The organism is Flavobacterium sp. IC2-16 (assembly GCF_055521455.1).
In genome coordinates, this window is sequence record NZ_CM145480.1 from 1,995,650 (window position 1) to 2,020,322 (window position 24,673).

The window sequence follows — 24,673 nt, forward strand, 5'->3', positions numbered from 1 at the left end:
TTGTTACAGCTTCAACTAAAACTAATCCAATAATAAGATTATTCGATATGCTTATCATTGTTTTAAAGCAGTATCGAAAAGTAGATTTTGTGTTAATTGATACCTATAGTACCTCTGCATTTTGGTTTGCATTTTTTGCGAGTCAGTTGTGTAGACTAGTAGGGGTGAAATATATTCCAATACTTCATGGTGGTAATCTGCCAAGCCGACTTAAAAAATCACCTATGTTTTGTCGAATGGTTTTTCAAAACGCGTTCCAGAATGTAGCTCCGTCTCATTATCTTATGGAGGCTTTTCAAAAAGCAGGATATTCCAATCTTACGTTTATTCCCAATACCATCGAAATTGTAAACTATCAATACAAGCAAAGAGAAGAGTTACAGCCTAAATTGCTTTGGGTTCGTGCCTTTGCATCGATTTACAATCCTAAAATGGCGGTGGATGTATTAATGCATCTGCAAAAAAAATATCCACAAGCCGAACTCTGTATGGTTGGGCCAGATAAAGACGGAAGTTTAAGAAAAACACAAGATTATGCAGCTCAGAAAAAAGTGAATATTAATTTCACAGGACAACTGAACAAAGAGCAATGGGTTTTACTTTCACAAGATTACGATATTTTTATCAATACCACTCATTTCGATAATACTCCGGTAAGTGTTATGGAAGCAATGGCATTAGGGTTCCCTGTGGTAACTACTAACGTTGGGGGGATTCCTTATTTGTTGGAAAACAGGAAAGATGGTTTATTGGTTAACGATAATGATGTTTCAGGTATGGTCGTAGCTATTGAACAGCTGCTTGAAAACAAAGAGTTGGCTAAAAGTTTATCGAAAAATGCACGCAAAAAAGCGGAACAATGGGATTGGGAGGTTGTTAAATTGAGCTGGGCAAATCTTTTGAAGTAATTCGTGTTATTAATTAACAGTAGGATTTGCTTGATGTTTCAAAATATTTGTTATTTTGCAGAAAAGCCAGCATCTGAATGACTAAACACAATAAAATTCATTTTGAAATTTCTGAACGGAAAATTTTACTCCGCCTTTTCGACTTGTTTTTTGTTTTTCTTGCTTTGTATTTAGTAGGAAGAGGTTTTGAATTTGATTATTTCAAAATATCAATTCATAACTACTATTGGACTTTTATTCTAGCCTTTTATCTTCTTTTTTTTGGGACTCTCTTTGAGATGTATAATCTTCAAATGGCATCTAATCAATTTCAAGTGGTTAGAGGTATAATCCTTACAGGAACGGCAACTGTTGTGGTGTATTTGTTAACGCCAATATTAACACCGCCACTACCTAAAAACAGATTGCAGATTATCATTTTTTACATTGCAATTTTAGGAGCGCTTTTTGTGTGGAGAATACTTTATCAAAAACTATTGGCATCTACACGTTTTCATAAAAAAGTATTGTTTTTAGGTGAAGACAAATCGGTTGACTTACTAGTTAGTGAACTAGAAAAAGCCGATCCGAATTATAAAGTGGTAGGCTATTTAAGTACTAAAGAGTCACTTAGGAAAAAAGTGAAACTTGAAAAAGTTGCGTTGGAAAATCTTGAAGCCTTTCTTTATCAAAATGGTATTTCCGAAATTGTTATTGCACAAAAAAGTACTGAAGAAGTGCCGGTTGAGGTATATGATAAATTATTGCAATTCCTTGAAAGCGGGATTATTATTCGTGAATATACCCATGTTTATGAAACAAGTACATACAGGCTTCCGGTGCAATATGCTGAGAAAGATTTCTATAAATATTTTCCTTTTAGCAGGAGTAATAACAACCAATTGTATTTGTTGGGTATTCGTCTTTTTGATATTCTAGTTGCACTTATTGGACTTTTAGCTGGTTTATTATTTCTTCCATTGATACTAATAGGAAATCTTATTGGAAACCGTGGTAATCTTTTTTATACGCAAGAACGTGTTGGTAAAAATGGTATCCCGTTTAAAATATATAAGTTTAGAAGCATGGTGAAAAATGCTGAGTCCGGTGGTGCTGTGTTTGCTTCTGCAAATGATAGTCGAGTTACACCTTTTGGTAAATTTTTGCGTAAATCCAGATTGGATGAGTTTCCTCAATTTATTAATATTCTAAAAGGGGATATGGCAGTTATCGGCCCCAGACCAGAACGTCCGGTTTTTGTAGAACAAATTGCAGCTATCATGCCTTTTTATCAAACCCGACATGTTATTAAACCGGGTTTAACGGGTTGGGCTCAGGTAAAACATTCATACGGAGAAACAATCGAAGACAGTCTTATTAAGTTGCAATACGATTTGTATTACATCAAACACCGTAGCCCTATTTTAGATCTTAATATAGTTTTAAAAACGCTTAATACCGTTTTATTCTTTAGAGGACAATAGTTGGGTTCTTTTCCAGATTCGCCATAACAACAAGCTGTTCAACATAAGCAGAGGAAGCATCATTAAAAACTGAACTTTTAAAATGATGAATAGCGTGTAAATTATTAAACAGACCGCACAAAAAAGAAGGCATCTTTTAATCCAGATTGTATTGTTTTTTAAATAGAAAATTGCCATTATAAGCATTGTAGGGTTAATTAGCAATGCATTGTAATTCCACAAAACTTCATGATGTAACGAGTACATACCAACAACAGAAAAGAAAATCCCAAGAATCCCATTAATTATAAGCCACCCAATTTGAAATTTTCTATTTCCTGTTAAAAAGGAAAGTGCTAGTATAAATACGACAAAAGTGTAAAAAGTATTCCACCGCGATTTAGAATCTTGTGTTTCAATTTTTTTATAAATCGTTTTTTCTTCGGAAACTAAATTCTGACCGTTGTTTTTACTTATTGAAACCCCTTCTTTAAGTTCTATTGGAAGAAATAATTTATCAGATTTCTGGTCAGTTTTTAAGCCAAACATCAAATTTATTCCTAAGTTTTCGTAAAAGTTATTGCTTAGATAGCCATACAAAATGGTTCGATATGTTTTTTCAGTATCGGGTATTTTGGTGTTAATTTTTTCTGTTAAAACACCATTGATTACATCGGCTACCATTGTGGTACAGTTACGATCAATGAATTTGTAGGTGTAAAATCGTTTTTCAGAACTTAAAACATCACTTAATTCGTTAAAGATTTTTTGTTTCTGTTCCGGAGTTAAATTTAATACTTGTTCTGTTATTTCACGATTGTCATAAATGTACGCATAGTTGAATTCTGCAAACGAACTAATGGATACAAAATACTGTAAATCACCTTTAATAAACTTAAGGTAAAAGTTAGAAGTGCTAAAATCGAAAGTTCCATAATTGTATACAATATCGAGTCCTTTTTCAACATCGTAAATGCGTAAAGCGGTATGGCCGTAAATCGAATAGAGTTCGTTACCGGTGCCGCAAGTAAGCAGACTAATTTGAGCGTTTTGAGATAAAGTCTGATTTTGAGCAAAAATTGAATTTGCCGTTAAAAAGAAAAAAAACAGTAAACGGTAGATGGTTTTCATGTTATCTGAAGATGCTGAAATCTACTTTCAAAGAAAAAATATTAGAATATAAAGCAGCACTTTGATCGCCAATATCGGTTAGCGCATAATCTACTTGTATCCCTTTGTATTTGAAGCCAATTCCAATATTTGGTTGAAAGCTTATGCTTTTCGAATTGTCTATTTGTGTAATATTTTGGAAGTTCCCTACACCAGCACGAAGAAATACCAAATCAATATATCCAGCTTCAAAACCAACGGCCGGGTCAATACTAACAAGGCTAGAAGAAATGATATCGTTAGTTTGGCTAAACTGCATGTTTAAGTTTGCCGCAGCTACTAAACTATAATCGTAATGGAAAAGAAATTTTTTAGATAATCCCAATTGAGCTTTTGGCAAAGTAATTTCGGACGTTTCGGGTAATTCCTGATTTTCACCTGGAACTGCGTCTTTAATTTTTTGATATTCGTCTTCGTTGATGCTCCAAATGTTGTAGGTTGTAGAAATATCGCGTACCATTACACCAAATTTCCATTCGTTTTTGGTTTCGTATTGAATTCCTAAATCAAAACCAAAACCCCAAGAATTGGCAAATTTTCCAATAACACGATGAATAATTTTAGCATTTACACCATAATTAAATCCTTGAACAGGCAACGCACGAGCATAAGATACTGTGAATCCATAATCGGCTGTTGAAAAAAGGCTAATTCTGTTGTAATCTATATTTCCTTCACTATCTATAAGTTGTGTAGTATTTAGAATGTCATCAACCCCAAATCGAATTAATGAAATTCCAACAGCACTTCTATCGTCAATAGGCATGGCAAAACCTGCATAATCGTATTGGGCAATATTGGCAAAGTAACTGGCATGCATTAAAGCAATTTGTTTGTTTTCGAGTTTTAATAGTCCAGCTGGGTTCCAATATCCCGAATTTACATCTGCAGTATGCGAAACCACTGCGTTAGACATACCCAAAGCTGCAGCATCAACCCCAATATTCATAAACTCATTTGAGTATTTTCGGACGGCCTGTCCAAAGGAAGTTAAGGTAAATAATATTAGTAATAGTATATAGTAGGTTTTTTTCAAAGCCAATTATTTTTACAAAGATGCTATAAAATTCTCAAATAGTAAACTCAATTTTATTTAACTTATTGTATAACTTTGTGTCAGATAAAAAGAAATCGTATGTCATTTAAAAAACAAATTCCCAATTTAATTACGTTTTTAAACCTTACAGCTGGTCTATTAGCTTTAATTCACGCCTTTAATGGTAATTATAACGAGGCTTTTTCGTTGGTGTGTTTAGGAATCTTTTTTGATTTTTGGGATGGTTTCTTTGCTCGTATCTTTAACGCACAGAGCGCTTTAGGTGTTCAGTTGGATTCGTTGGCAGATATGGTAACCAGTGGTGTAGTTCCTGGAGTTGTTATGTATAAGATGCTTTCCGATATTCAGGAAAATCAGGATATATATACATTAACACCGGAGACTTATTATATGGCTGTGGTTCCTTATTTAGGATTTATTATTACAATTGCTTCGTGTTACCGATTGGGTAAATTTAATATCGATACACGTCAAACCGATTCATTCATAGGCTTGCCAACACCTGCTAACGCATTGCTAATCATGAGTGTTCCAATGATTTTGTTTGCAAATCAGTTTGATTGGTTATCTTCTGTTTTAAGCAATCCATACTTTTTAGTAGGTTTAAGCTTTTTAAGCGCCTATTTACTTAATGCCGAAATCCCGTTGTTTTCATTAAAAGTGAAATATTTCAGCTGGGAAAAAAATAAACTTCAAGTATTGTTTTTAGCCGTGTCTGCTATTTTACTTGTTTTACTTCAATATTTGGCAATTCCTGTAATCATTTTGTTTTATGTTTTACTTTCTGTTGTAAATAATTCATTTTTAAACAAACAGGCATAAAAAGTTCATGAAAAAGAAATCTTCGAAGCGGACAACTGCTCCAATTCGAAAAGGGAATAAAACGTCGTCTAAAAGCAAGTCCAATTATGGTAAGCTAATTACCTATGGTTTGTTGGCTTTATTGCTTCTTTTTGGCGCAACCGTATTGTATAATTACCGAAGCGGATTGCTTTATTATTTAGGGTATGAAATGCCTAATACTACTTCTGGACTTTCTGAGAGCGAAAGAAAAATTGAAGATATTCGCATTTTTGAGGTTCTAAGCCGTCACGATACCAAACTTGTGGGTATTGATATTTCTGAATATCAAGGAAGTTTGGATTGGGATAAGCTGAATAAAATTGAAGATGATTTTCCCTTAACGTTTGTTTTTGTTCGTGCCACAGCTGGAAAAGATAGAGTTGATGGAAAGTTTAAAGAGAATTGGAAATCAGCCAAAGAGCATTTTTTTATTCGAGGTGCGTATCACTATTATAGACCAAATGAGAATTCAATTGAGCAGGCCGATAAGTTTATAGAAGCGGTTCATTTGAAAAAAGGGGATTTGCCACCGGTTTTAGATATTGAAAAATTGCCAAAAAACCAATCGATTGACAGTTTAAAAGTTGGATTGAGACGTTGGTTAAAACGAGTTGAAAAACACTATAAAGTCAAACCAATTATTTATTCTGGAGAAAGTTATTATACCGACTTTTTAAAAGATGAGTTTAGTGATTATCCGTTCTGGATTGCTAATTATAATTTTTTCGTAGAAAATATTAAAGACGAATGGCTATTATGGCAATTCACTGAAAAAGCGCAGATTCCAGGTATAAAAGGTTTGGTTGATGTTAATATTTATAACGGAAATTTAGAAGATCTTAAAGCGTTAACAATTAAAAAATAAATCCCGGATAACCGGGATTTTATATTTTAAAATTCTAATTTCTTCTTTCTCAACTCAAAGTTTTGCCCCAAGTATACTTTACGAACCATTTCGTCTTCGGCTAATTCTTCTGGTACACCTGCTTTTAAAATTCCACCTTCAAACATCAAGTACGTTTTATCAGTAATGGCTAAAGTTTCCTGTACGTTGTGATCGGTAATTAAAATTCCAATGTTTTTGTTTTTTAATTGTGCAACAATACGTTGAATATCTTCCACAGCAACCGGGTCAACCCCAGCAAAAGGTTCATCCAATAAAATGAATTTTGGATCGGTAGCCAAACAACGCGCAATCTCAGTTCTACGTCGTTCTCCACCCGAAAGTAAATCACCACGGTTGGTGCGTATATGTTGTAAGCTGAATTCGTCTATTAACGATTCCATTTTGGCTTCTTGTTCTGCTTTAGAAAGATTGGTAAGCTGTAAAACACTTAAAATGTTGTCTTCAATGCTCAGTTTTCTAAAAACAGAGGCTTCTTGAGCTAAATAACCAATACCGTGTTGTGCTCTTTTGTACATAGGGAAATCGGTAATGTTGGTATCGTCAAGGTAAATGTTACCTGCGTTTGGTTTAACCAGACCAACAATCATGTAAAAAGATGTTGTTTTTCCTGCACCATTAGGTCCTAAAAGTCCAACGATTTCACCACGATTAACCTCTACAGAAACGCCTTTAACTACGCTTCTGCCTTTATAGGTTTTGACTATATTTTCAGCTCTTAATTTCATTTTCTGAGTTATTCGTTTTCTGGTTATTGGGTTATTCGACAAATAAACGAATAAACAAATAATCCAATTAACACATTAACAATTATTTAGTTTGGTTTTCTAAAGCTTCCCAAAATTCATAAGCTCTTCGTAAATGCGGAATAACAATGGTACCACCAACTAAAGTAGCAATTCCCATAGCTTCCATCATTTCTTCGCGTGAAATACCTTCTTTGTAAGATGTCTCCAAATGATATTTAATACAGTCGTCGCAGCGTAAAACAGCAGAAGCTACTAAACCTAATAATTCTTTTGTTTTTACATCTAAAGCACCTTCCATATAGGCATTGGTGTCTAGATTGAATATGCGCTTCACAATTTTGTTATTGTCAGCTAATAATTTCTCGTTCATTTTAGAACGATAGTCATTGAATTCTTTTACTAAATCAGACATACTATGTTGTTTTTAGTTCGGCTTTTCGCGTTACAAATTTAGAAATATAGATACTTACTTCGTATAGAAGTATTAACGGTATTGATACAATGGTTTGACTAATAACATCCGGAGGTGTTACAATTGCGGCAATAATTAAGATAACAACATACGAATATTTTCTGTAATCTCTCAAAAACTGAGGTGTTACAATTCCTAGTTTTGATAAAAAGTAAATTACAATTGGAAGTTCGAAAACCAGACCAGTAGCTAACGAAGTAGTTTTAACGAGTCCGATATACGACTCCACATCAATAGCGTTTCTAATATGATGGCTAATAGTAGTATTAGCTAAGAAGTTAATTGAAAGTGGGGTTAGAACATAATATCCGAAGGCTACTCCTAAAAAGAAAAGCATTGAAGCTATGAAAATAAAAAGCTTAATGTTTTTGCGTTCTTTGTCGTATAATGCAGGTCTTACAAACAACCATAGTTGCCATAAAATATATGGGAAAGCAATCACGAATCCGCAAGTAACTGAAGTCCAGATTAACATGGAGAACTGACCTTCCATGGTTCTGTTTTGCAATTCAAAAGGAAGTTCCTGAATACAGAAGCTTTTATCTAGATCATATTGGGTTGCCAAATCACAGAAAAAACGATAGGTAACAAAATTTCCGTCTTTTGGACCAAAAATAATGGTGTCAAAAATAAAATCGCTGTAGTAGTAGGCTATACAACCACCAATTAAGATGGCAATTGAACTTCTAACCAGCATCCATCTGAGTTCTTCCAGATGGTCTAAAAAAGACATTTCTTTTTGCGTTTTTTTATCAGACATTATATAATTCCTTCTTTTAAAATATCATGAATATGAAGCACTCCTTTGTATTTGCCATTGTCTTGTACAATCATTTGAGTGATGGAAAAGTCCTCCATAGTGTTAAACGCATCAACAACCATATCGTTTAGTTTTACGGTTTTTGGATTTTTCGTCATAATGTCTTGTGCCTTGAGATTGCTGAAATTATCTGTTTTCTCAAGCATACGACGAATGTCTCCATCAGTAATAATACCGATTATTTTATTGTTTTCAACTACAGCAGTAACACCCAATCGTTTTTCGGAGATTTCCATAATCACGTTCTTAATACTGGCTTCTGGCGAAACTTGTGGTCTGTGGGTTTGATCCAACATGTCTACAACGCGTAATAATAACTTTTTTCCTAAGGCACCACCGGGGTGATATTTGGCAAAGTCTTCACTTTTAAAATTGCGCATCTCCATTAAACATACGGCTAATGCATCACCTAAAACTAATTGTGCCGTTGTACTATTGGTAGGGGCAAGATTGTTCGGGCAAGCTTCTTCTTCAACATAAGCATTTAATACGTAATCGGATTCTTTGCTTAAGAAAGATGATTTGTTAGCAGTCATACCAATTAAAGTATTCCCGTAGCGTTTTAATAAAGGGGCTAGGACTTTAATTTCCGGACTGTTGCCGCTTTTTGAAATACAAATAATCACATCGCCGGGTTGAACCATACCTAAGTCGCCATGAATTGCTTCTGCTGCATGAAGAAACATAGAAGGTGTTCCGGTTGAATTCATTGTAGCTACAATTTTTGTAGCAATGATGGCGCTTTTGCCAATACCGGTTACAATTAATCGACCTTTTGCATTGTAGATGAGTTCTACCGATTTTGCAAAATCGTCATCAAGAAAATCAACGAGCTTTTCAATACTCTTACTTTCAGATAGTATTGTTTTTTGTGCGACTGCTAAAACAGATTCTTTTGTTGTCAAACCTAATGTTTTATAAAATTTGTGATTATTAAAGAAATTTGTATCTTTAATCTCTGCAAATTTATGTAAAATACCTATTAATAAATAATGAAACCAAGCGAAATTGACTTACACAAAGAGTTAAAAAAATATTTTGGTTTTAACCAATTCAAAGGGTTACAGGAAAGTGTTGTTAAAAGTATCATTACGAATAACAACACTTTTGTGATTATGCCTACGGGTGGTGGAAAATCATTGTGCTATCAATTGCCAGCTTTAGTTTTGGATGGAACGGCAATTGTAGTTTCGCCATTAATCGCGTTGATGAAAAATCAAGTGGACGCTATTCGAAGCCTTTCGTCAGAGGGCGGTGTAGCGCATGTTTTGAATTCATCGTTGACCAAATCAGAAATTACTCAGGTTAAAAAAGATATCGTTTCTGGATTAACAAAATTATTATATGTTGCTCCGGAATCACTTACTAAAGAAGAATATGTGGAATTTTTACAAAGTGTTCCTATTTCTTTTGTAGCTATAGATGAAGCGCATTGTATTTCGGAATGGGGACATGATTTTCGTCCGGAGTACAGAAACCTACGCAGCATTATAAAACAATTGGGTGATGTACCGGTTATTGGTTTAACAGCAACGGCAACCCCTAAAGTTCAAGAAGATATTCTTAAAAATTTGGATATGACTGATGCAAATACTTTTAAGGCATCATTCAATCGACCAAATTTATACTACGAAGTACGTCCTAAAACAAAAAATGTTGAAGGCGATATTATTCGTTTCATAAAACAACACAAAGGGAAATCTGGTGTTATTTACTGTTTGTCTCGTAAAAAAGTGGAGGAAATTGCTCAGGTTTTACAAGTAAATGGTATTAGCGCGGTTCCGTATCATGCCGGCCTTGATGCAAAAACTCGTGCCAAACATCAAGATATGTTTTTGATGGAAGATGTTGATGTGGTAGTGGCAACAATTGCTTTTGGTATGGGAATCGACAAGCCCGATGTGCGTTTTGTTATTCATCACGATATTCCTAAATCGTTAGAAAGCTATTACCAAGAAACTGGACGTGCTGGGCGTGATGGAGGAGAAGGCCATTGTTTGGCTTATTATTCGTATAAAGATATTGAGAAACTCGAGAAATTCATGTCTGGTAAGCCAGTTGCAGAACAGGAAATTGGTTTTGCTTTGCTGCAGGAAGTTGTAGCCTATGCCGAAACATCAATGTCGAGACGTAAATTCTTACTGCATTATTTTGGTGAAGAATTTGATGATGTTACAGGTGAAGGTGCCGATATGGATGATAATATTCGCAATCCGAAGAAAAAAGTTGAAGCTAAAGATCAGGTAGTAACACTGTTGGAAACGGTTCGAGATACTAAAGAACTCTATAAATCGAAAGAAATAATATTCACATTAATCGGAAAGATTAATGCGGTGATAAAGGCACATAAAACCGATACGCAAAAGTTTTTTGGAAAAGGTAGTGCTTTCGATGAAAAGTTTTGGATGGCTTTAATTCGTCAGGTTTTGGTCGATGGGCTATTGTCTAAAGACATTGAAACGTATGGGGTTTTAAAGGTGTCTGAAAAAGGCTTGGATTTTATCAAAAACCCTGTTTCATTTATGATGTCTGAAGATCACGAGTATTCAGAAACAGATGATGATACCGTAGTAACTTCTTCTAAATCTTCTGGTACTTCAGATGAGGTGCTTATGGGCATGTTGGTTGATTTGCGTAAAAAAGTAGCCAAAAAATTAGGTGTACCACCGTTTGTGGTTTTTCAGGAACCTTCTCTTGAAGATATGGCGCTGAAATATCCAATATCTATAGAGGAATTAAGTAATGTTCACGGCGTTGGAGAAGGAAAGGCTAAAAAGTATGGTAAAGACTTCGTAGAATTAATTGCTCGTTATGTTGAAGATAATGATATTATGCGACCAGACGATTTGGTTGTTAAGTCTACAGGAGCAAATTCTGCATTAAAATTGTATATTATTCAAAATATCGATCGTAAGTTGCCTTTAGATGATATTGCAAAAGCGAAAGGTCTGGATATGGACTCATTGCTTAAAGAAATGGAGCAAATCGTGTATTCTGGTACAAAGTTGAATATAAAATACTGGATTGATGATATACTAGATGAAGATCAGCAAGAAGAAATTCACGACTACTTCATGGATTCTCATTCCGATAAAATTCAAGATGCTTTAGATGAATTTGATGGGGATTACGATACCGAAGAATTGCGTTTGATGCGTATTAAATTCATCAGCGAAGTTGCCAACTAAAAATTAACCAATTAACTAATCTATAAATATTTATGTCAGAAAATCAAAATGTTTGGAAACCTACAGAAGAAGCTAAAAGTCAAGCTGGTCAGTTTCGTTTATTTGCAGGTTTATTATGGCTTGGTGCAATAGTTGCTCAAGTTTTTGCAATTCGCATGTTTTTAAAAGCTGTAAATACTGGCGAGTCACCTGTGAACGTGTGGGTTATTGGTTTAATTGTTTTAGACTTAATTCTAGTTTTTGCTGGATCGATTTTGTGGAAAAAATCAAACAGGTTAGATCCGCCTTCAGAAAAAAACAAATTCTTATTCTACATGCAAAACCAATTGGGTGTAGTAATGGCGTTTGTTGCTTTTTTACCATTAATTCTATTCATTTTAACAAATAAAAAAGTGGATGGTAAGAGTAAGGCAATTTTAGGAAGTATTGCTGGTATTGCTTTAGTAATTGCTGGTATTGGTGGATTTGAATCGAATATGGCTTCGGTAGAAAAATATACTGCAGAAACCAACATGGTAGAAGCGTTAACAGGAACCAATAATGTTTTCTGGACTGCAGCGGGTGGGAAATATCATTTGTATGAAGATTGTTATCATATAAAAAATAGAACTTCAGTGACAAACGGAACTGTAGCTAATGCGAAAGAAACGAGAGGAATTACCGATTTATGCGAAACGTGTAAAAAACGTAAAATGAAAGAAGATGGTATTTCCGAAGAGTCTCTTGATGAAAAAATCAAGCAAATTAATACAGGAACATCAACAAAAGAAGAACCTGTAGAAGCTCCGGCAGAAGAAACAGAACAGCAAAAAGATGCTGCTTAATATTTAAAAAAGAGGTTTGATTTTCAAACCTCTTTTTTTATTCGGTATATATTTCACCACGATGTGGTTTTAAAGCATCTCGAACTTGAATCATAGTAGCGTCTGTTACTACCATATAAGCAATGGCATGCATTTCATTAATGGTTTGAAAACCAGTTATAGTTATAGGTAGTTTTTCGATTTCAATATATTCTTTCAAGTGAATTTCATGATGTTCTGCAGTTTTAGCTGCTGCAGGGCCTCTAAAATCCCAGATAAGTTTAATTTGTCGTTCCATTTTTTAACTTAATTGTATAAAAAAACTTCACAGGTTTAGACTGTGAAGTTTAATAGAATGCGTGCAATTATTTTTTTACAATTTTCATTGTTCCTGATCCTTCATCAGAATTTACTTTTAGAATATAAATTCCAGTAGAAAGGTTTGATAAATCAATAGCCGTACTGTTTAACGTTGAAACTGATTTTAAGATTCTTCCGTTTAAATCAGAAATCTGAATCGTTACGTTGTTTAAACTTGTAAAATCTATATTTACAATTGAACTAGTTGGGTTTGGATAAACTTTGAAGTTGTTTTTAATAAATTCATCTGTACCCAAATTGTTTACAGTAGTAGTAGCATATTGTAATTGTCTAGGGTTGTTAGGCGGTCCGTAGCTTGGAGAACCCCCAGTACTAGCTGGGTCTGTAAAGTGATCAAAAGTTATCATGGCTACTTTGCTATTGTTGAATTTAGCCGAAATAAATTGTCCGGTTCTAGAATTTCCAGTAAATACAGCTCCTGTTTGCCAGTTAGAGGCTCCATTGAAAAGGCAAGCGTAATTTACTAGTCCTGTATTAGTTGTAGTAGGAGAAGCATTATAGGCTAAAAATAAATCGTTGCTATCGTTTCTTGTGAAAGCGTTATAACTATCGGTTGAAGAAAAAATCCCAGAAGTTAAAGTCGAATTAATTTGTCCGCCAACCCATGATCCTGTTTTATTGGTGGTGTAAATTAATTTTAAAGTGGTATTATTTTCTCTATATACAATGTGTTGTTTGTTGTTGCTATCGTTTAAAATATCAACTCTGTCCGCTGCAGGTGTACCTGTTGCTCCAGTTGCTAAGAAAGTAGGTGCAGACCAGCTTCCAGAACTGTTTGTGGTATATAATAAGCTTCCATCAGTTCCGCTTCCGTTGGTTTCAGCAACAAATCCAACATGAGATTTATTATTTCCGTCAATTGATGCAGCCATCATGTTAATTTCATTAGCCCCAGTACCGGTTCCGCCAGTTTGAGAATATACAGTTTCAGAAACCCAAGAACTTCCATTGTAGTATTTCTGCATAATAGAATAAACTCTACTAGAAACGCCTCCAGTACCAATGTTTCTTATGATATAATAGACATGTGGTCGGTTTGAACTGTCTAACTTTAATTGCAGATTGGCAAAGCTATAGTTTGTTTGATTGTTTGAATTATCAATGCTTGTATATGTCCAATTTGAACCATCACTACTATAAGCATATTTTATCTCTGCACCATTACTTGTGTATAGGTTCATTATAAGATGATATGCCCCAGAAGAATCAACTTCTAAAGCAATTCCATCATTGAACATGGTATATGTAGATGAAATGATAACTCCTGGAATTATTGAAGCATCAAAATTATAAACTGAAGCCCAGCTAGAAGTAGCCGATTCCCATCGCACTAATCTATATACCGGATTAACATTGTTTGAAGAATGAGTAAAGTTTCCGTCGTTAAAAAAACAATAAAATTTCCCGTCAGCACCAATGGAAGTAGTACTAAAAATATTCGAAGAACCATTTCCTTGTTCAATCATTCCAGATGTGAAGGTTTGAGCTATAGTGCTTAAGGAAATAAAAAGGAATAGTGCAAGTAGTTTTCTTTTCATGTTTATGATTTTGTTCTGTTGAATTGTTTAAGTAAATATAGTAATCGCAAATATAGATATTAAAAGCTATACTGATATTATTGAATTGTTTTGTTATAAATAACTTATTAATAATCAAGAAAAAATTAAATTTGCATACTTAAAATTATATAATGTCACGTGAATTTCAATTTCAAGTTTCGCCAGAAGTAGCCTCAAATGAAAGCTTATTGCTTCAACATGTCTCAAAGTCATTTCATGTGAGTCCTAATGAAATTCAAAAGATATTTATAGTAAAACGTTCTATAGATGCCCGCCAACGTTCTATAAAAATCAATTTAAAAGTCAATGTTTTTTTTCAGGATGAGCCTATTGTAGATGCTAAAATTGAACTTCCAGAATATAAAAATGTAACCAACGCTCCAGAAGTGATTGTAGTAGGCGCTGGACCAGCGGGTTTATTCGCAGCATTGCAGTTGGTTGAATTAGGTGTTAAGCCTATTGTAATTGAGCGAGGAAAAGATGTACGCGGTCGTCGTCGAGATTTAAAAGCCATCAATCGGGATCATATCGTAAACGAAGATTCCAATTATTGTTTTGGTGAAGGTGGTGCAGGCACGTATTCAGATGGTAAATTGTACACTCGTTCCAAAAAACGTGGTGATGTTGATCGAATTCTTCAACTTTTAGTTGCATTTGGAGCTACTCCGGATATTTTAGTTGATGCACATCCTCATATAGGAACCAATAAATTACCACAAATTATACAGGATATTCGCGATAAAATTATTGAGCATGGAGGTCAGGTTTTGTTCGAAACCCGAGTGGCTGATATTCTTATAAAAAATAACGAGGTTCAGGGTGTTGTGACGCAAAAAGGTGATGTGATTGAAGCCAAGAAAATTATTTTGGCTACAGGACATTCCGCTCGTGATATTTTTGAATTACTCGACAGAAAAAAAGTACTGATTGAAGCGAAACCTTTTGCATTAGGTGTTCGTGCTGAACATCCGCAAAGCTTAATTGATAGTATTCAATATTCTTGCGATTTCAGAGGTGAATTTTTACCGCCAGCGCCATATTCCATTGTGAAACAAGTGAATGGAAGAGGGATGTATTCGTTCTGTATGTGTCCGGGCGGAGTAATTGCACCATGCGCAACTAGTCCAGGAGAAGTAGTAACTAACGGTTGGTCGCCTTCAAAACGTGATCAGGCAACAGCAAATTCAGGTATTGTAGTTGAATTAAAGCTGGAAGATTTTAAACCGTTTGCGAAATTTGGCGCCCTTGCCGGAATGGAATTTCAGAAAGCAATTGAACAAAAGGCTTGGCATTTAGCAGGGGAATCTCAAAAAGTTCCCGCACAACGTATGGCGGATTTTACACAAAATAAGATCTCAGCAGATATTCCTAAAACATCGTACGTTCCAGGCACAACTTCGGTAGAATTAGGTCAGGTTTTTCCAGGTTTCTTAACTCAAATTATGAGAGAAGGCTTTGTGCAGTTTGGAAAATCAATGCGTGGGTATCACACTAATGAAGCAATTCTTCATGCTCCCGAAAGTCGTACTTCTTCACCAGTTCGTATTCCTAGAGATAACGAAACACTTGAGCACCTTCAAATAAAAGGGTTGTACCCATGTGGCGAAGGCGCAGGTTATGCTGGCGGAATTATTTCTGCAGCAATCGATGGTGAAAAATGTGCTTTAAAATGTGTCGAAACTCTTAAAGTGAAATAACAATTTACAATTATTCTGAAGTTGTTGGGTCTATAATAGTCGCAACTTCACTAACTACATTTGCTGGAAATCCACCTTTTTTTGCGTGTTCAAGAACCATTTCCTCATTAGGAGCAATGTATACGCAGTAAATTTTATCTTTGGTTACATAGCTTTGTAACCATTGAATGTCTGATCCCATGGCTCTTAATACGCCACACGAAGTTTGAGAAATTCCTTTTAACTGTTCCGCATTTAAGTTTCCCGCTCCGGGAATTTCACGCTCGATTACATACTTAGGCATAATATTAAAATTTAGATTGTCCTACTCGTATGGCTTTTCGGTTCTGCCCGTTTTTTTCAAGTGATTTTAACGTTTCACTTTATTAGAATTTGGAGAATAAAGGTAGCGCTTTTTTGATTTTTATCCTATGATAATGCAGGTTTATTTGGTTTAAATAATTGATTTTTAGCTTCTTAATTGTTTTTTGATCGTGTCTGTGTAAAATGTTTGAGATGTTGTTTTTATTCATAAGATATTAGGAGTTATAACTCTTATGATTCTTTATTGTTTTATAAGAACAAATGCTTTTAAAGTAATCTTCGAAATAGGGCTTCCCATTTCTTTTTTGTATTTTTGACAGTCAATTATAATGCTATGCGGGAAGAAAACGTCATATTGGTTAATGAAATAGATGAACAAATTGGTTTGATGCCAAAGCTAGAAGCGCATGAAAAAGCACTTTTGCATCGCGCCTTTTCGGTTTTTGTTTTAAATGATAAAAACGAAATCATGTTGCAGCAAAGAGCTTCACATAAGTATCATTCGCCTTTATTGTGGACAAATACCTGTTGCAGTCATCAGCGTGAAGGTGAAACCAATATTCAGGCCGGTACCCGTCGTTTGTTTGAAGAAATGGGTTTTACAACAGAACTGAAAGAATTGTTTTCATTTATTTATAAAGCCCCTTTTGATAACGGTTTAACCGAACACGAACTGGATCACGTTATGATTGGGTATTACAACGAAGCGCCAATAATTAATAATGATGAGGTGGAAAGTTGGAAATGGATGGCAATTGGCGATGTTAAAACCGATATGGAGCAAAATCCAGAACTTTATACGGTTTGGTTCAAAATTATTTTTGATGAATTTTATCATTTTCTTGAAGATCATAAAGTATGAGAGTAACCGTATCCAGAAAAGCTCATTTTAATGCAGCCCATCGTTTGTATCGAAAAGATTGGACAGAAGAACAAAATCAAGCGGTATTTGGGAAGTGTAATAATCCTAATTTTCACGGACATAATTATGAATTAATAGTTAGTGTTACAGGAAAAATAAACCCAGATACTGGATATGTTATAGATATTAAGGATTTGGCTGAAATTATCTATCAAGAAGTAGAATCTAAATTCGATCATAAAAACTTGAATTTAGATGTACCGGATTTCGAAAATCTTAACCCTACAGCTGAAAACATTGTAGTGGTTATTTGGAATAAAATCCGTTCTAAAATTGCTTCCGAAAATGATTTGGAAGTGATACTTTACGAAACTCCTAGAAATTTTGTAAGTTATAAAGGGTTGTAATGAAGGAAATTAAAGTTGGAGATGCATTGCCTCTGTTTGAAGCAAAAAATCAAGAAGGTGCAATTTTTAATATTGAATCGGTTTTAGGTAAAAAAGTCCTGGTTATTTATTTTTACCCAAAAGATGATACTCCGGGTTGTACAAAACAAGCTTGTTTTTTTCGAGATCAATACGAAGAATTTTTAGATATTGGTGTTGAAGTTATTGGTATTAGTAGTGATGGTGTGAAATCTCATAAAAAATTTGCTGAAACATATAAACTTCCTTTTATTCTTTTATCTGATGAAAATAAGAAATTGCGAAAACTTTTCGGGGTTTCTAGTAATTTATTGGGATTGTTGCCAGGAAGAGTGACTTATGTTGTGGATAAAAAAGGTATTGTGCAAATGGTTTTTGATAGTATGAATGCTGAAAAACATTTTTCAAAAACCCTTGAAGAAATTAAGAAACTGTTATAATGAGTAAAAGGTTTTATCCGTTGGTTTTTAAGCCAATTTTAAAAGATCGAATCTGGGGAGGTCAAAAGTTGAAAAGCCTTCTTAATAAAGATATTCCTAATGCTACTACGGGTGAAAGTTGGGAAATTTCAACAGTTCCAGGTGATGAAAGCCATGTGGCTAATGGAGATTTCGCAAACGTGAATTTGAATGAATTGGTTTCCAAATATCCAATCGAAATTTTAGGAAACAAAGTACATGAAACCTATGGTTTTGATTTTCCGTTACTCTTCAAATTTTTAGATGCTCGTGAAGATTTGTCAATTCAGTTGCACCCAAATGATGAGTTGGCTAAAAAGAGGCATAATTCATTCGGTAAGACAGAAATGTGGTATGTGGTTCAAGCTGATTTGGACGCTCGTATTATTGTAGGTTTTAAAGAGGAATCTTCTGCGGATGAATATTTGATTAGTCTTGAAAATAAAACATTGCCTAAAATTTTAAAAGAAATACCGGTTAAAGCAGGGGACGTGTTTTTTTTAGAAACAGGAACTATACATGCAATTGGCGCTGGTATTGTAATAGCAGAAATTCAGCAAACATCCGATATAACCTATAGAATTTACGATTGGGATCGTGTTGATAGTAATGGTAATGGCAGAGAATTGCACATTGATTTGGCTTTAGAAGCTATTAATTATAATGTGGTTAATGCTAAGAAGAGATACGAAAAAAATGTGAACACTAGCAATAAAGCTGTTGAATGTGAATATTTCACCACTAATGTAATTCCTCTTGATGGAAAATACAGTTTGGAGAAAAATGGCGATTCCTTTTCTGTGTTTGTATGTACGGAAGGCAGTTTTTCTATTGAAGCTAATGCTGTTTCTTATTTCTTTGAACGCGGTGATACTGTTTTAATTCCTGCGGCGATTACCAATTTTGAATTGGTAGGAAAAGCTACCTTGTTAGAAATATTCATTTCTTAACTTTTAATCGAAAGATTAATTGTAATTTTGCAATCGAATTTTTAAATATAAAAAAAATGGCAAGCGTAAGAAACTTAAAAAAAGACATCAACTACGTATTAGGTGATATTATTGAAGCGGTTTACATTTGGGAAATGACGACTACAGGAAAACCAACTGCAACTTCCGATGCAGTAATTGATGAAGCCATAAACTCTTTTGATGCTTTAATCAGCAGAGTTAATCAAAGAAATGTAGAAAACAAAAAAGCGCATTTCAAACAAATTAATAATGATTTGGAAGCTGTTGCAAATCAGTTGGTTGAAAAAATTAACGGATTATAGTAGCAGAAAATCAATAAAAAGTGTTGTAAGCTATTTGCAAGTTTGAAAAACTCGCTTATATTTGCACCCGAAATATTGAGTCGCCGGTGTAGCTCAGCTGGCTAGAGCAGCTGATTTGTAATCAGCAGGTCGTGGGTTCGAGTCCCTCCATCGGCTCAATAGAATCACGTAAAAGCGTGATTTTTTAATGAATAGTTTTTTAAGGTTAATTGCCGGTGTAGCTCAGCTGGCTAGAGCAGCTGATTTGTAATCAGCAGGTCGTGGGTTCGAGTCCCTCCATCGGCTCAAAAAGCCATCACGTAAGTGGTGGCTTTTTTGTTTTCTATATGGAAATAAAAAAAACGACTTGGTAAAAGTCGCTTTCTTGTTATTCTTGTTATTCTGTTTTTTTGCGCTCGGCAATATAGTCGGTTAAAATTTTTCCATACTTAGATTTTTGTACTTCTGGAGACATTGATTTTTGAATTGTATCCAAATATTTAATGTTAGCATCGAAAATGTCGGTAATAGCAATATAAGGCGCTACTTCATTTTTCCCATGTGTTACCGCAAAATTTACAGCATTAAGGTATTTTCTAATTACTAGTCGATCTGAAACTTTATTCAAACTGTCTAGTTTTTGTAATTCATTTGTTTTTTTTGCTAAAAGTGTTAAGCTAATAGTTTTGTTTAGTTCATCTCCAAAAATAAGTTTAGTTCTGTTGTATTCTTCTAATAATTCCTGATTTTTAGATCCTTTTATTTTAGCTTTTACATAGAACTCTTTAAGTGATGTTTCGATTGTCATTTCTCCAGGTTCAGCAAAAAAGGGAATAACATTGTCAATTGATCTCGATACGCCACGATTCATGGATAGGTAAAGCATTTCGGGTTCGCTTAACGGAATATTACTGCTAAAGTTGGAATCTCCTTTAATGATAATGCTGTCTAAAGTGACTAAGGTTGTGTCAACAATTTTATTAATGTATAGTTTTCCTTGTCTTAATCCGTCAATTTTTCCGGTTAAGTGTAATCCGTTGTTTTTTTCTGATTTTTCACAAGAAATTAAGGCGGCAACTGCTAGAACTGTAACTAATATTTTTTTCATTTGATATTTTTTCGAGCTGCAAAGTAATGAAAAATATTCAAAAAAAATCCCCAAAAACAACATGCTGTTTTGGGGATTTATAATTGTTTGTATTAATTCAATTATCCTTTAAGCCAAGCTTCTTTAAGTTTGGTTTTGGAAGTATCTACTGCATGATATCCTTCGGCATCCTGAAGTGGAATGCTTACTTTTCCTTTTAACTCTTGCTCTTTTCCGTTTCGTTTTATTTTAACAGTAATAGCATCGCCTTCTTTCCAGTCCATACTTGTCATAATCAAGTCATAAATGTTGTCTAAGTTGTAATTAGTTCCATTTACAGCCAAAACAGTATCGTCATTTTTGATTCCTAAGCTTTTCATGAAATTATTCAATTCTACATCAGGTAAAATTTTAATTTCTTTAGTCGTAGGGTCAATAGTTATGTATGGAGTAGTCTCGTTTTGTAAAAACGGATTTCCTGGCTTTTTAACAGTCGCTTCTTTAACTCCCATTTTGGCTAGGTATTCTTCATACGGAATTGGAGTTTCTCCTGCAACATATGTTTTTAAAAAGGCACCGATTTCCGGATATGTTAATGCTGTTATTTTAGCAAATAATTCTTCGTCATTAAAAGGTCTTTTGCTTCCATATTCAGCAGATAACGCTTGCATTAAATCTAAAATTCCTTTTTCACCATGACTGCTTTCTCTCATTTGAATGTCAATACACATGGCAATTAATGCACCTTTTAAGTAAACATTATAATACGAATCTTTATAGTTAGCATCTAAAATGTTTTTACTCATTTTAGTGAAAGGCATTTTTTCGTCGAAACGCTTCGATTGTTGAATTTTATCTGCAATTCGGTTGTAAAATTCATCTTCAGTAATTAAACCTTGGTTTACTTGGAACAAATTTGCAAAATATTCCGTAACGCCTTCGTACATCCATAAATGCTGAGACATTTTTGGAGTTGTATAGTCAAAGTACTGAATTTCGTTAGAATGAACCGTAAGCGGCGTTACGATATGGAAGAATTCGTGCGATACTACATCTTTCAATTGTTCAAGTAAAGCAGCTTTTGGCATCATTTCTGGCATAACAACCGTTGTAGAAGTTGTATGTTCTAATGCCCCAAATCCTTTTGCATCTTTTTTCTGCATATCAGATAAATACAATAAGATGCTGTATTTTTTTGTCGAATTGATTGGACCTAAAAATTTCTTTTGAGCTCGCATCATTTCTTCCATTGCTGGAGCAATGTCTGTTGCTTTGTATTTTCCGTTAGGAGAAAAAACACTAATTAAAATGTCCATATCGTCCACTTTAAATGTCACGTAATCTGGTTTAGAGTACATGATTGGGTGATCCACTAATTCTGGATAACGAGCTGTTTTGAATACATCTACTTCGTTGCTTGCATCTGTATCGGTCATTGAAGTAGCAGCCCAAAGTGTTGCAGGGTGTTTAATGGTAACTTGATATGGTAATTCTGTTTTTCCTTCAAAATAACCAACAAAACCATGCGTGTTCAACATGAAGTTTTCTCCGGCCATAATATTGGTTCCTGCAGGTGAGAATACATCTTTACCTCCCATACCACCGGTAGTTTCAATGTCGAAAGTATCGTTAACATTGTATGTTACTTTTGCAAGTGATTTAGCATTTGAAATTTGCCATGAGTTATCATCCAATTTAGCAATTGGTAATGCATTGCCCTTAGCGTCGAATGCTTTTACATTTTCCACAAAACGCCCATAATCATCCTGCGAATAGGTTCCAGGGATAATTTTTGGAAAGTGAAACATTACTGTTTCAGTTGTAATTGTAGGTGGAGTTACAGTAACCGTTACTTTGTCATCGTTTACGTTTACTAAATCGATAGCAACCTTTACATCATTAATTAATGGTGAGTTGGTTTGTGCTGTTTTACAACTAACAAAAGCAAAAGCAATGGCTAGCGAGCAGATTATTTTTTTCATTTTTTCTGTTTTGAATGCAATTACGAAATTAGACGGTTTTTTGTTTGAATTGTTACAGGATATGTAAAAAAAGAAATCTCCCACAAAAAGGGAGATTTCTTTTTAATCGAATTTATTTTTAAAGTAGTACTTACTGTCTAAATCATCGTCTTCAAGGTCGTTGAATTTTTGCGGTTTTGGTTTTGGTTTTCCCGCGGCGATTTTTTTCTTCCACAACTCGAAATTGTCTTTCGATAAACGTTTTCTCATTAATTCGGTAACATCATTTTCTGAGATTCCAAATTCTTCTTTTAATACTTCAAAAGGTTTTTTCTCCTCTTGAGCCATAGTAACAACGCGCTCTAATGTCTCGTTGTCCATTTCTGAAATTTTGCTTTTTTTCATTAGATGAAAAATTAATACGAGTGTTTGGTTTAAAACTATAAATCAATATTAATAAAAAAATGAATTTAGAAATAGGGCATTGTTATTTTTTAATTTTTTTTAAAAAAAAGTTTGAAAACAGTATTGTCTTTGCATATTGTATTAAAAAATTGTTCTAAAAGTAAGATTTATTCTAGGTTTTATTGGTAATTCTGTTTTTGGGATTTGATGTTTCCAGAAATGTTGTGTTGTTCCTTTCATCAAAAGTAAACTACCCGATTCCAATTCTAGGTTCATTTTTTGATTTGAAAGCGTATTATGTTTTAGTTGAAATTTTCGTTTTTCACCAAAACTTACCGAAGCAATTATTGGGTTTTTTCCTAGTTCTTTTTCATTGTCGGCATGCCAACCATTGCTGTCTTTTCCATTTCGATATAAGTTTAAAAGAACGGAATTGAAATTCTGGTTTGTAGCAACTTCTACTTTTTCTTTAATCATGTTTAGAACACTTGTCCATGCATTTGGTTTCATAATAATGCCGGAGTATGAATACGATTTATCGGTATTGCCATAAAAAGCTGTAAGGCGTGGTTGCGCATACGATTTCCCGTAAACTGTAATCGAGTCCTGTTGCCAAGGTGTTTCGGTTAAAAGAGCATTATAAATCGAAGTGATTTCATTTTCCGAAAAAACAGCAGGGAAATACTCGATTTCTGCATCACGTAAATCGAAGGTGAGTTTTTCGGTTGTAAACAGCGTATTCATTACTTAAAAGTACAAAAAAAAGCGATGTGAAAACATCGCCTTTTTTGAATTTATTCGGTATCAGATTTTTCTAATAGTGTTTTGTAAACAAATCCTCCAACAAGGGCGCCTAATATAGGAGCTGCCCAGAAGAGCCATAACTGCATTAAAGGTTCACCTTGAGTAAATAAGGCTTGTGAAGTTGAACGAGCGGGGTTTACTGAAGTGTTGGTTATAGGAATACTAATTAGATGAATTAGTGTTAATGCTAAACCAATAGCAATACCCGCAAATTTTCCATTTGCAAATTTATCGGTAGCACCCAAAATTACCAGAATGAAAAAGAACGTTAAAAGAAATTCGGCAATAAAAGCTGAACTCATAGCGTAACCATCCGGGGAAAAAGCATCGTAACCGTTAGTAGCAAATGCTCCTGCTTTGGTATTGTCTATTGCAAAACCTGCTTTTCCTGATAAAATTAGAAATAGAGATCCTGCGCCGGCAATAGCACCAAGACATTGAGATACAATGTAAGGTAATAGGTCTTTGGCTTCAAATCGGCCTCCAGCCCATAAACCGAATGAAACGGCAGGGTTAAAATGTCCTCCTGAAATATGCCCAACTGCATATGCCATAGTTAAAACAGTTAAACCAAAAGCTAAAGCAACACCCGAAAAGCCAATTCCAAGGTTTGGGAATCCAGCTGCAAAAAGTGCACTTCCACAGCCTCCAAAAACAAGCCAATACGTTCCGAAAAATTCTGCAAATAGTTTTCTCATAATATATAATTTTGATTGGTTACAGGATTAAGTATAGCGATAAGCCCAATATATCAAAACTCCTTGTATGGGTAAACGAATAAATCGAATCCATTTGGGTAAGTTTAGTTTGGCTTTCTCATTTGTGTACATATTAAGATTTGCCGGAAAAACGGCGATTAACAATAAAATAATTCCCCATGCGGCTAGTTTACTAACAGCTGGAATGCATAGTGAAATTCCAAGTATAATTTCGAAAAAACCAGATATTTGGTTTACAAGTTTAGGATTTGAGAAATAGGAGGGGATTATTTTTTGGTAAACCTTTGGAGTTCTGAAATGATTCAATCCAGCAACAATATATAGAAAAGCCATTATATATAAATGCCAAGGTAAATCCATAATAAACTGTTTATTACGAATTTACTTAAAAAAATGTTATAAAA

Annotated in this window: 27 protein-coding genes and 2 tRNA genes; 14 read left to right on the plus strand and 15 right to left on the minus strand. The window is 34.3% G+C overall.

Annotated features, from left to right (window positions below):
• Window positions 1-47: 47 nt before the first annotated feature.
• Complete coding sequence (locus ACZ1JT_RS09080) at window positions 48-908, plus strand: glycosyltransferase family 4 protein (RefSeq protein WP_465093512.1); 861 nt, start codon at window positions 48-50, stop codon at window positions 906-908.
• Window positions 909-985: 77 nt separating this feature from the next.
• Window positions 986-2,371 carry an exopolysaccharide biosynthesis polyprenyl glycosylphosphotransferase gene (locus ACZ1JT_RS09085; protein ID WP_465093513.1) on the plus strand — a complete coding sequence of 462 codons (1,386 nt, stop codon included), beginning with the start codon at window positions 986-988 and terminating at the stop codon, window positions 2,369-2,371.
• On the opposite strand, the gene ACZ1JT_RS09090 is transcribed toward ACZ1JT_RS09085, so the two are convergent.
• Both ACZ1JT_RS09090 and ACZ1JT_RS09095 read right to left on the minus strand, forming a co-directional pair.
• Entirely contained in the window at window positions 2,351-3,481 is a 1,131-nt protein-coding gene (locus ACZ1JT_RS09090; RefSeq protein ID WP_465093514.1) for a lipoprotein N-acyltransferase Lnb domain-containing protein, read from the minus strand. The genes ACZ1JT_RS09085 and ACZ1JT_RS09090 overlap by 21 nt on opposite strands.
• A 1-nt stretch (window position 3,482) precedes the next feature.
• Window positions 3,483-4,556 carry a putative type IX sorting system protein PorV2 gene (locus tag ACZ1JT_RS09095; RefSeq protein ID WP_465093515.1) on the minus strand — a complete coding sequence of 358 codons (1,074 nt, stop codon included), beginning with the start codon at window positions 4,554-4,556 and terminating at the stop codon, window positions 3,483-3,485.
• Window positions 4,557-4,655: 99 nt separating this feature from the next.
• Here ACZ1JT_RS09095 and ACZ1JT_RS09100 point away from each other — a divergent pair, with 99 nt between their 5' ends.
• A complete protein-coding gene (locus tag ACZ1JT_RS09100; RefSeq protein WP_465093516.1) occupies window positions 4,656-5,399 on the plus strand; it encodes a CDP-alcohol phosphatidyltransferase family protein in 744 nt (247 codons plus the stop codon).
• A 7-nt stretch (window positions 5,400-5,406) separates the two neighbouring features.
• Window positions 5,407-6,285, plus strand: a complete 879-nt coding sequence (locus tag ACZ1JT_RS09105; RefSeq protein WP_465093517.1) for a glycoside hydrolase family 25 protein — start codon at window positions 5,407-5,409, stop codon at window positions 6,283-6,285.
• 26 nt (window positions 6,286-6,311) lie between these two features.
• On the opposite strand, the gene lptB is transcribed toward ACZ1JT_RS09105, so the two are convergent.
• The 4 genes from lptB to ACZ1JT_RS09125 all read right to left on the minus strand — a co-directional run bounded on the left by lptB (window position 6,312) and on the right by ACZ1JT_RS09125 (window position 9,270).
• Entirely contained in the window at window positions 6,312-7,052 is a 741-nt protein-coding gene (gene lptB / locus ACZ1JT_RS09110) for an LPS export ABC transporter ATP-binding protein (RefSeq protein ID WP_465093518.1), read from the minus strand.
• 82 nt (window positions 7,053-7,134) lie between these two features.
• Window positions 7,135-7,485: a carboxymuconolactone decarboxylase family protein gene (locus ACZ1JT_RS09115; RefSeq protein ID WP_465093519.1), complete on the minus strand. Its 351-nt coding sequence runs from the start codon at window positions 7,483-7,485 to the stop codon at window positions 7,135-7,137.
• Window position 7,486: 1 nt separating this feature from the next.
• Window positions 7,487-8,305 carry a twin-arginine translocase subunit TatC gene (tatC, locus tag ACZ1JT_RS09120; protein ID WP_465093520.1) on the minus strand — a complete coding sequence of 273 codons (819 nt, stop codon included), beginning with the start codon at window positions 8,303-8,305 and terminating at the stop codon, window positions 7,487-7,489.
• Window positions 8,305-9,270 carry a KpsF/GutQ family sugar-phosphate isomerase gene (locus ACZ1JT_RS09125; RefSeq protein ID WP_465093521.1) on the minus strand — a complete coding sequence of 322 codons (966 nt, stop codon included), beginning with the start codon at window positions 9,268-9,270 and terminating at the stop codon, window positions 8,305-8,307. Before ACZ1JT_RS09125 ends, tatC begins: the two co-directional genes overlap by 1 nt.
• A gap of 87 nt (window positions 9,271-9,357) precedes the next feature.
• Here ACZ1JT_RS09125 and recQ point away from each other — a divergent pair, with 87 nt between their 5' ends.
• Together recQ and ACZ1JT_RS09135 are read left to right on the plus strand one after the other, a co-directional pair.
• Window positions 9,358-11,553 (plus strand): DNA helicase RecQ, encoded by a 2,196-nt coding sequence (recQ, locus tag ACZ1JT_RS09130; protein WP_465093522.1) that lies wholly within the window; start codon window positions 9,358-9,360, stop codon window positions 11,551-11,553.
• A gap of 32 nt (window positions 11,554-11,585) precedes the next feature.
• Window positions 11,586-12,377: a hypothetical protein gene (locus ACZ1JT_RS09135; RefSeq protein WP_465093523.1), complete on the plus strand. Its 792-nt coding sequence runs from the start codon at window positions 11,586-11,588 to the stop codon at window positions 12,375-12,377.
• Between the two features lie 37 nt (window positions 12,378-12,414).
• Here ACZ1JT_RS09135 and ACZ1JT_RS09140 read toward each other — a convergent pair whose 3' ends face one another.
• Both ACZ1JT_RS09140 and ACZ1JT_RS09145 read right to left on the minus strand, forming a co-directional pair.
• Window positions 12,415-12,654 (minus strand): hypothetical protein, encoded by a 240-nt coding sequence (locus ACZ1JT_RS09140; RefSeq protein ID WP_465093524.1) that lies wholly within the window; start codon window positions 12,652-12,654, stop codon window positions 12,415-12,417.
• A gap of 67 nt (window positions 12,655-12,721) precedes the next feature.
• On the minus strand, window positions 12,722-14,275 hold the full coding sequence (locus tag ACZ1JT_RS09145; protein ID WP_465093525.1) for a T9SS type A sorting domain-containing protein: 1,554 nt from the start codon (window positions 14,273-14,275) through the stop codon (window positions 12,722-12,724).
• Between the two features lie 152 nt (window positions 14,276-14,427).
• On the opposite strand from ACZ1JT_RS09145, the gene ACZ1JT_RS09150 reads away from it, so the two are divergent.
• Entirely contained in the window at window positions 14,428-15,993 is a 1,566-nt protein-coding gene (locus ACZ1JT_RS09150) for an NAD(P)/FAD-dependent oxidoreductase (protein ID WP_465093526.1), read from the plus strand.
• Between the two features lie 10 nt (window positions 15,994-16,003).
• Here ACZ1JT_RS09150 and ACZ1JT_RS09155 read toward each other — a convergent pair whose 3' ends face one another.
• Complete coding sequence (locus tag ACZ1JT_RS09155) at window positions 16,004-16,276, minus strand: DUF4242 domain-containing protein (RefSeq protein ID WP_465093527.1); 273 nt, start codon at window positions 16,274-16,276, stop codon at window positions 16,004-16,006.
• Window positions 16,277-16,630: 354 nt separating this feature from the next.
• Here ACZ1JT_RS09155 and idi point away from each other — a divergent pair, with 354 nt between their 5' ends.
• The 7 genes from idi (at window position 16,631) to ACZ1JT_RS09190 (ending at window position 19,599) form a co-directional block, all read left to right on the plus strand.
• A complete protein-coding gene (gene idi / locus ACZ1JT_RS09160; RefSeq protein WP_465093528.1) occupies window positions 16,631-17,158 on the plus strand; it encodes an isopentenyl-diphosphate Delta-isomerase in 528 nt (175 codons plus the stop codon).
• Window positions 17,155-17,565, plus strand: a complete 411-nt coding sequence (locus ACZ1JT_RS09165; protein WP_465093529.1) for a 6-pyruvoyl trahydropterin synthase family protein — start codon at window positions 17,155-17,157, stop codon at window positions 17,563-17,565. The genes idi and ACZ1JT_RS09165 overlap by 4 nt, the downstream gene beginning before the upstream one ends.
• Window positions 17,565-18,023: a peroxiredoxin gene (locus ACZ1JT_RS09170; protein WP_465093530.1), complete on the plus strand. Its 459-nt coding sequence runs from the start codon at window positions 17,565-17,567 to the stop codon at window positions 18,021-18,023. Before ACZ1JT_RS09165 ends, ACZ1JT_RS09170 begins: the two co-directional genes overlap by 1 nt.
• The gene (locus tag ACZ1JT_RS09175) at window positions 18,023-18,991 is read left to right on the plus strand and encodes a type I phosphomannose isomerase catalytic subunit (protein WP_465093531.1); all 969 of its coding nucleotides are present in this window, start codon (window positions 18,023-18,025) and stop codon (window positions 18,989-18,991) included. The genes ACZ1JT_RS09170 and ACZ1JT_RS09175 overlap by 1 nt, the downstream gene beginning before the upstream one ends.
• Before the next feature lie 56 nt (window positions 18,992-19,047).
• A complete protein-coding gene (locus tag ACZ1JT_RS09180) occupies window positions 19,048-19,314 on the plus strand; it encodes a hypothetical protein (protein ID WP_465093532.1) in 267 nt (88 codons plus the stop codon).
• An 82-nt stretch (window positions 19,315-19,396) separates the two neighbouring features.
• Window positions 19,397-19,470, plus strand: a tRNA-Thr gene (locus ACZ1JT_RS09185).
• Between the two features lie 55 nt (window positions 19,471-19,525).
• Window positions 19,526-19,599, plus strand: a tRNA-Thr gene (locus ACZ1JT_RS09190).
• 91 nt (window positions 19,600-19,690) lie between these two features.
• Here the strand turns inward: ACZ1JT_RS09190 and ACZ1JT_RS09195 are convergent.
• The 6 genes from ACZ1JT_RS09195 to ACZ1JT_RS09220 all read right to left on the minus strand — a co-directional run bounded on the left by ACZ1JT_RS09195 (window position 19,691) and on the right by ACZ1JT_RS09220 (window position 24,629).
• Complete coding sequence (locus tag ACZ1JT_RS09195; protein ID WP_465093533.1) at window positions 19,691-20,401, minus strand: DUF4369 domain-containing protein; 711 nt, start codon at window positions 20,399-20,401, stop codon at window positions 19,691-19,693.
• A gap of 101 nt (window positions 20,402-20,502) precedes the next feature.
• The gene (locus tag ACZ1JT_RS09200; RefSeq protein WP_465093534.1) at window positions 20,503-22,362 is read right to left on the minus strand and encodes a M61 family metallopeptidase; all 1,860 of its coding nucleotides are present in this window, start codon (window positions 22,360-22,362) and stop codon (window positions 20,503-20,505) included.
• Between the two features lie 102 nt (window positions 22,363-22,464).
• Entirely contained in the window at window positions 22,465-22,746 is a 282-nt protein-coding gene (locus ACZ1JT_RS09205) for a TIGR03643 family protein (protein WP_465093535.1), read from the minus strand.
• Between the two features lie 141 nt (window positions 22,747-22,887).
• Window positions 22,888-23,490, minus strand: a complete 603-nt coding sequence (locus tag ACZ1JT_RS09210; protein ID WP_465093536.1) for an alpha-ketoglutarate-dependent dioxygenase AlkB family protein — start codon at window positions 23,488-23,490, stop codon at window positions 22,888-22,890.
• 50 nt (window positions 23,491-23,540) lie between these two features.
• Window positions 23,541-24,248, minus strand: coding sequence for an aquaporin Z (aqpZ, locus tag ACZ1JT_RS09215; protein ID WP_465093537.1), 708 nt, complete (start codon window positions 24,246-24,248; stop codon window positions 23,541-23,543).
• 27 nt (window positions 24,249-24,275) lie between these two features.
• Entirely contained in the window at window positions 24,276-24,629 is a 354-nt protein-coding gene (locus tag ACZ1JT_RS09220; protein ID WP_465093538.1) for a DoxX family protein, read from the minus strand.
• Window positions 24,630-24,673: the final 44 nt, after the last annotated feature.

What these genes read in the sequence shown, in the direction of transcription:
- ACZ1JT_RS09080 (WP_465093512.1), top strand. Translation starts at nt 48, where the DNA reads ATGCTTATCATTGTTTTAAAGCAGTATCGAAAAGTAGATTTTGTGTTA.
- ACZ1JT_RS09085 (WP_465093513.1), top strand. Translation starts at nt 986, where the DNA reads ATGACTAAACACAATAAAATTCATTTTGAAATTTCTGAACGGAAAATT.
- ACZ1JT_RS09090 (WP_465093514.1), bottom strand. Translation starts at nt 3,481, where the DNA reads ATGAAAACCATCTACCGTTTACTGTTTTTTTTCTTTTTAACGGCAAAT.
- ACZ1JT_RS09100 (WP_465093516.1), top strand. Translation starts at nt 4,656, where the DNA reads ATGTCATTTAAAAAACAAATTCCCAATTTAATTACGTTTTTAAACCTT.
- ACZ1JT_RS09105 (WP_465093517.1), top strand. Translation starts at nt 5,407, where the DNA reads ATGAAAAAGAAATCTTCGAAGCGGACAACTGCTCCAATTCGAAAAGGG.
- lptB (WP_465093518.1), bottom strand. Translation starts at nt 7,052, where the DNA reads ATGAAATTAAGAGCTGAAAATATAGTCAAAACCTATAAAGGCAGAAGC.
- ACZ1JT_RS09115 (WP_465093519.1), bottom strand. Translation starts at nt 7,485, where the DNA reads ATGTCTGATTTAGTAAAAGAATTCAATGACTATCGTTCTAAAATGAAC.
- tatC (WP_465093520.1), bottom strand. Translation starts at nt 8,305, where the DNA reads ATGTCTGATAAAAAAACGCAAAAAGAAATGTCTTTTTTAGACCATCTG.
- recQ (WP_465093522.1), top strand. Translation starts at nt 9,358, where the DNA reads ATGAAACCAAGCGAAATTGACTTACACAAAGAGTTAAAAAAATATTTT.
- ACZ1JT_RS09135 (WP_465093523.1), top strand. Translation starts at nt 11,586, where the DNA reads ATGTCAGAAAATCAAAATGTTTGGAAACCTACAGAAGAAGCTAAAAGT.
- ACZ1JT_RS09140 (WP_465093524.1), bottom strand. Translation starts at nt 12,654, where the DNA reads ATGGAACGACAAATTAAACTTATCTGGGATTTTAGAGGCCCTGCAGCA.
- ACZ1JT_RS09145 (WP_465093525.1), bottom strand. Translation starts at nt 14,275, where the DNA reads ATGAAAAGAAAACTACTTGCACTATTCCTTTTTATTTCCTTAAGCACT.
- ACZ1JT_RS09150 (WP_465093526.1), top strand. Translation starts at nt 14,428, where the DNA reads ATGTCACGTGAATTTCAATTTCAAGTTTCGCCAGAAGTAGCCTCAAAT.
- ACZ1JT_RS09155 (WP_465093527.1), bottom strand. Translation starts at nt 16,276, where the DNA reads ATGCCTAAGTATGTAATCGAGCGTGAAATTCCCGGAGCGGGAAACTTA.
- idi (WP_465093528.1), top strand. Translation starts at nt 16,631, where the DNA reads ATGCGGGAAGAAAACGTCATATTGGTTAATGAAATAGATGAACAAATT.
- ACZ1JT_RS09165 (WP_465093529.1), top strand. Translation starts at nt 17,155, where the DNA reads ATGAGAGTAACCGTATCCAGAAAAGCTCATTTTAATGCAGCCCATCGT.
- ACZ1JT_RS09170 (WP_465093530.1), top strand. Translation starts at nt 17,565, where the DNA reads ATGAAGGAAATTAAAGTTGGAGATGCATTGCCTCTGTTTGAAGCAAAA.
- ACZ1JT_RS09175 (WP_465093531.1), top strand. Translation starts at nt 18,023, where the DNA reads ATGAGTAAAAGGTTTTATCCGTTGGTTTTTAAGCCAATTTTAAAAGAT.
- ACZ1JT_RS09180 (WP_465093532.1), top strand. Translation starts at nt 19,048, where the DNA reads ATGGCAAGCGTAAGAAACTTAAAAAAAGACATCAACTACGTATTAGGT.
- ACZ1JT_RS09195 (WP_465093533.1), bottom strand. Translation starts at nt 20,401, where the DNA reads ATGAAAAAAATATTAGTTACAGTTCTAGCAGTTGCCGCCTTAATTTCT.
- ACZ1JT_RS09200 (WP_465093534.1), bottom strand. Translation starts at nt 22,362, where the DNA reads ATGAAAAAAATAATCTGCTCGCTAGCCATTGCTTTTGCTTTTGTTAGT.
- ACZ1JT_RS09205 (WP_465093535.1), bottom strand. Translation starts at nt 22,746, where the DNA reads ATGAAAAAAAGCAAAATTTCAGAAATGGACAACGAGACATTAGAGCGC.
- ACZ1JT_RS09210 (WP_465093536.1), bottom strand. Translation starts at nt 23,490, where the DNA reads ATGAATACGCTGTTTACAACCGAAAAACTCACCTTCGATTTACGTGAT.
- aqpZ (WP_465093537.1), bottom strand. Translation starts at nt 24,248, where the DNA reads ATGAGAAAACTATTTGCAGAATTTTTCGGAACGTATTGGCTTGTTTTT.
- ACZ1JT_RS09220 (WP_465093538.1), bottom strand. Translation starts at nt 24,629, where the DNA reads ATGGATTTACCTTGGCATTTATATATAATGGCTTTTCTATATATTGTT.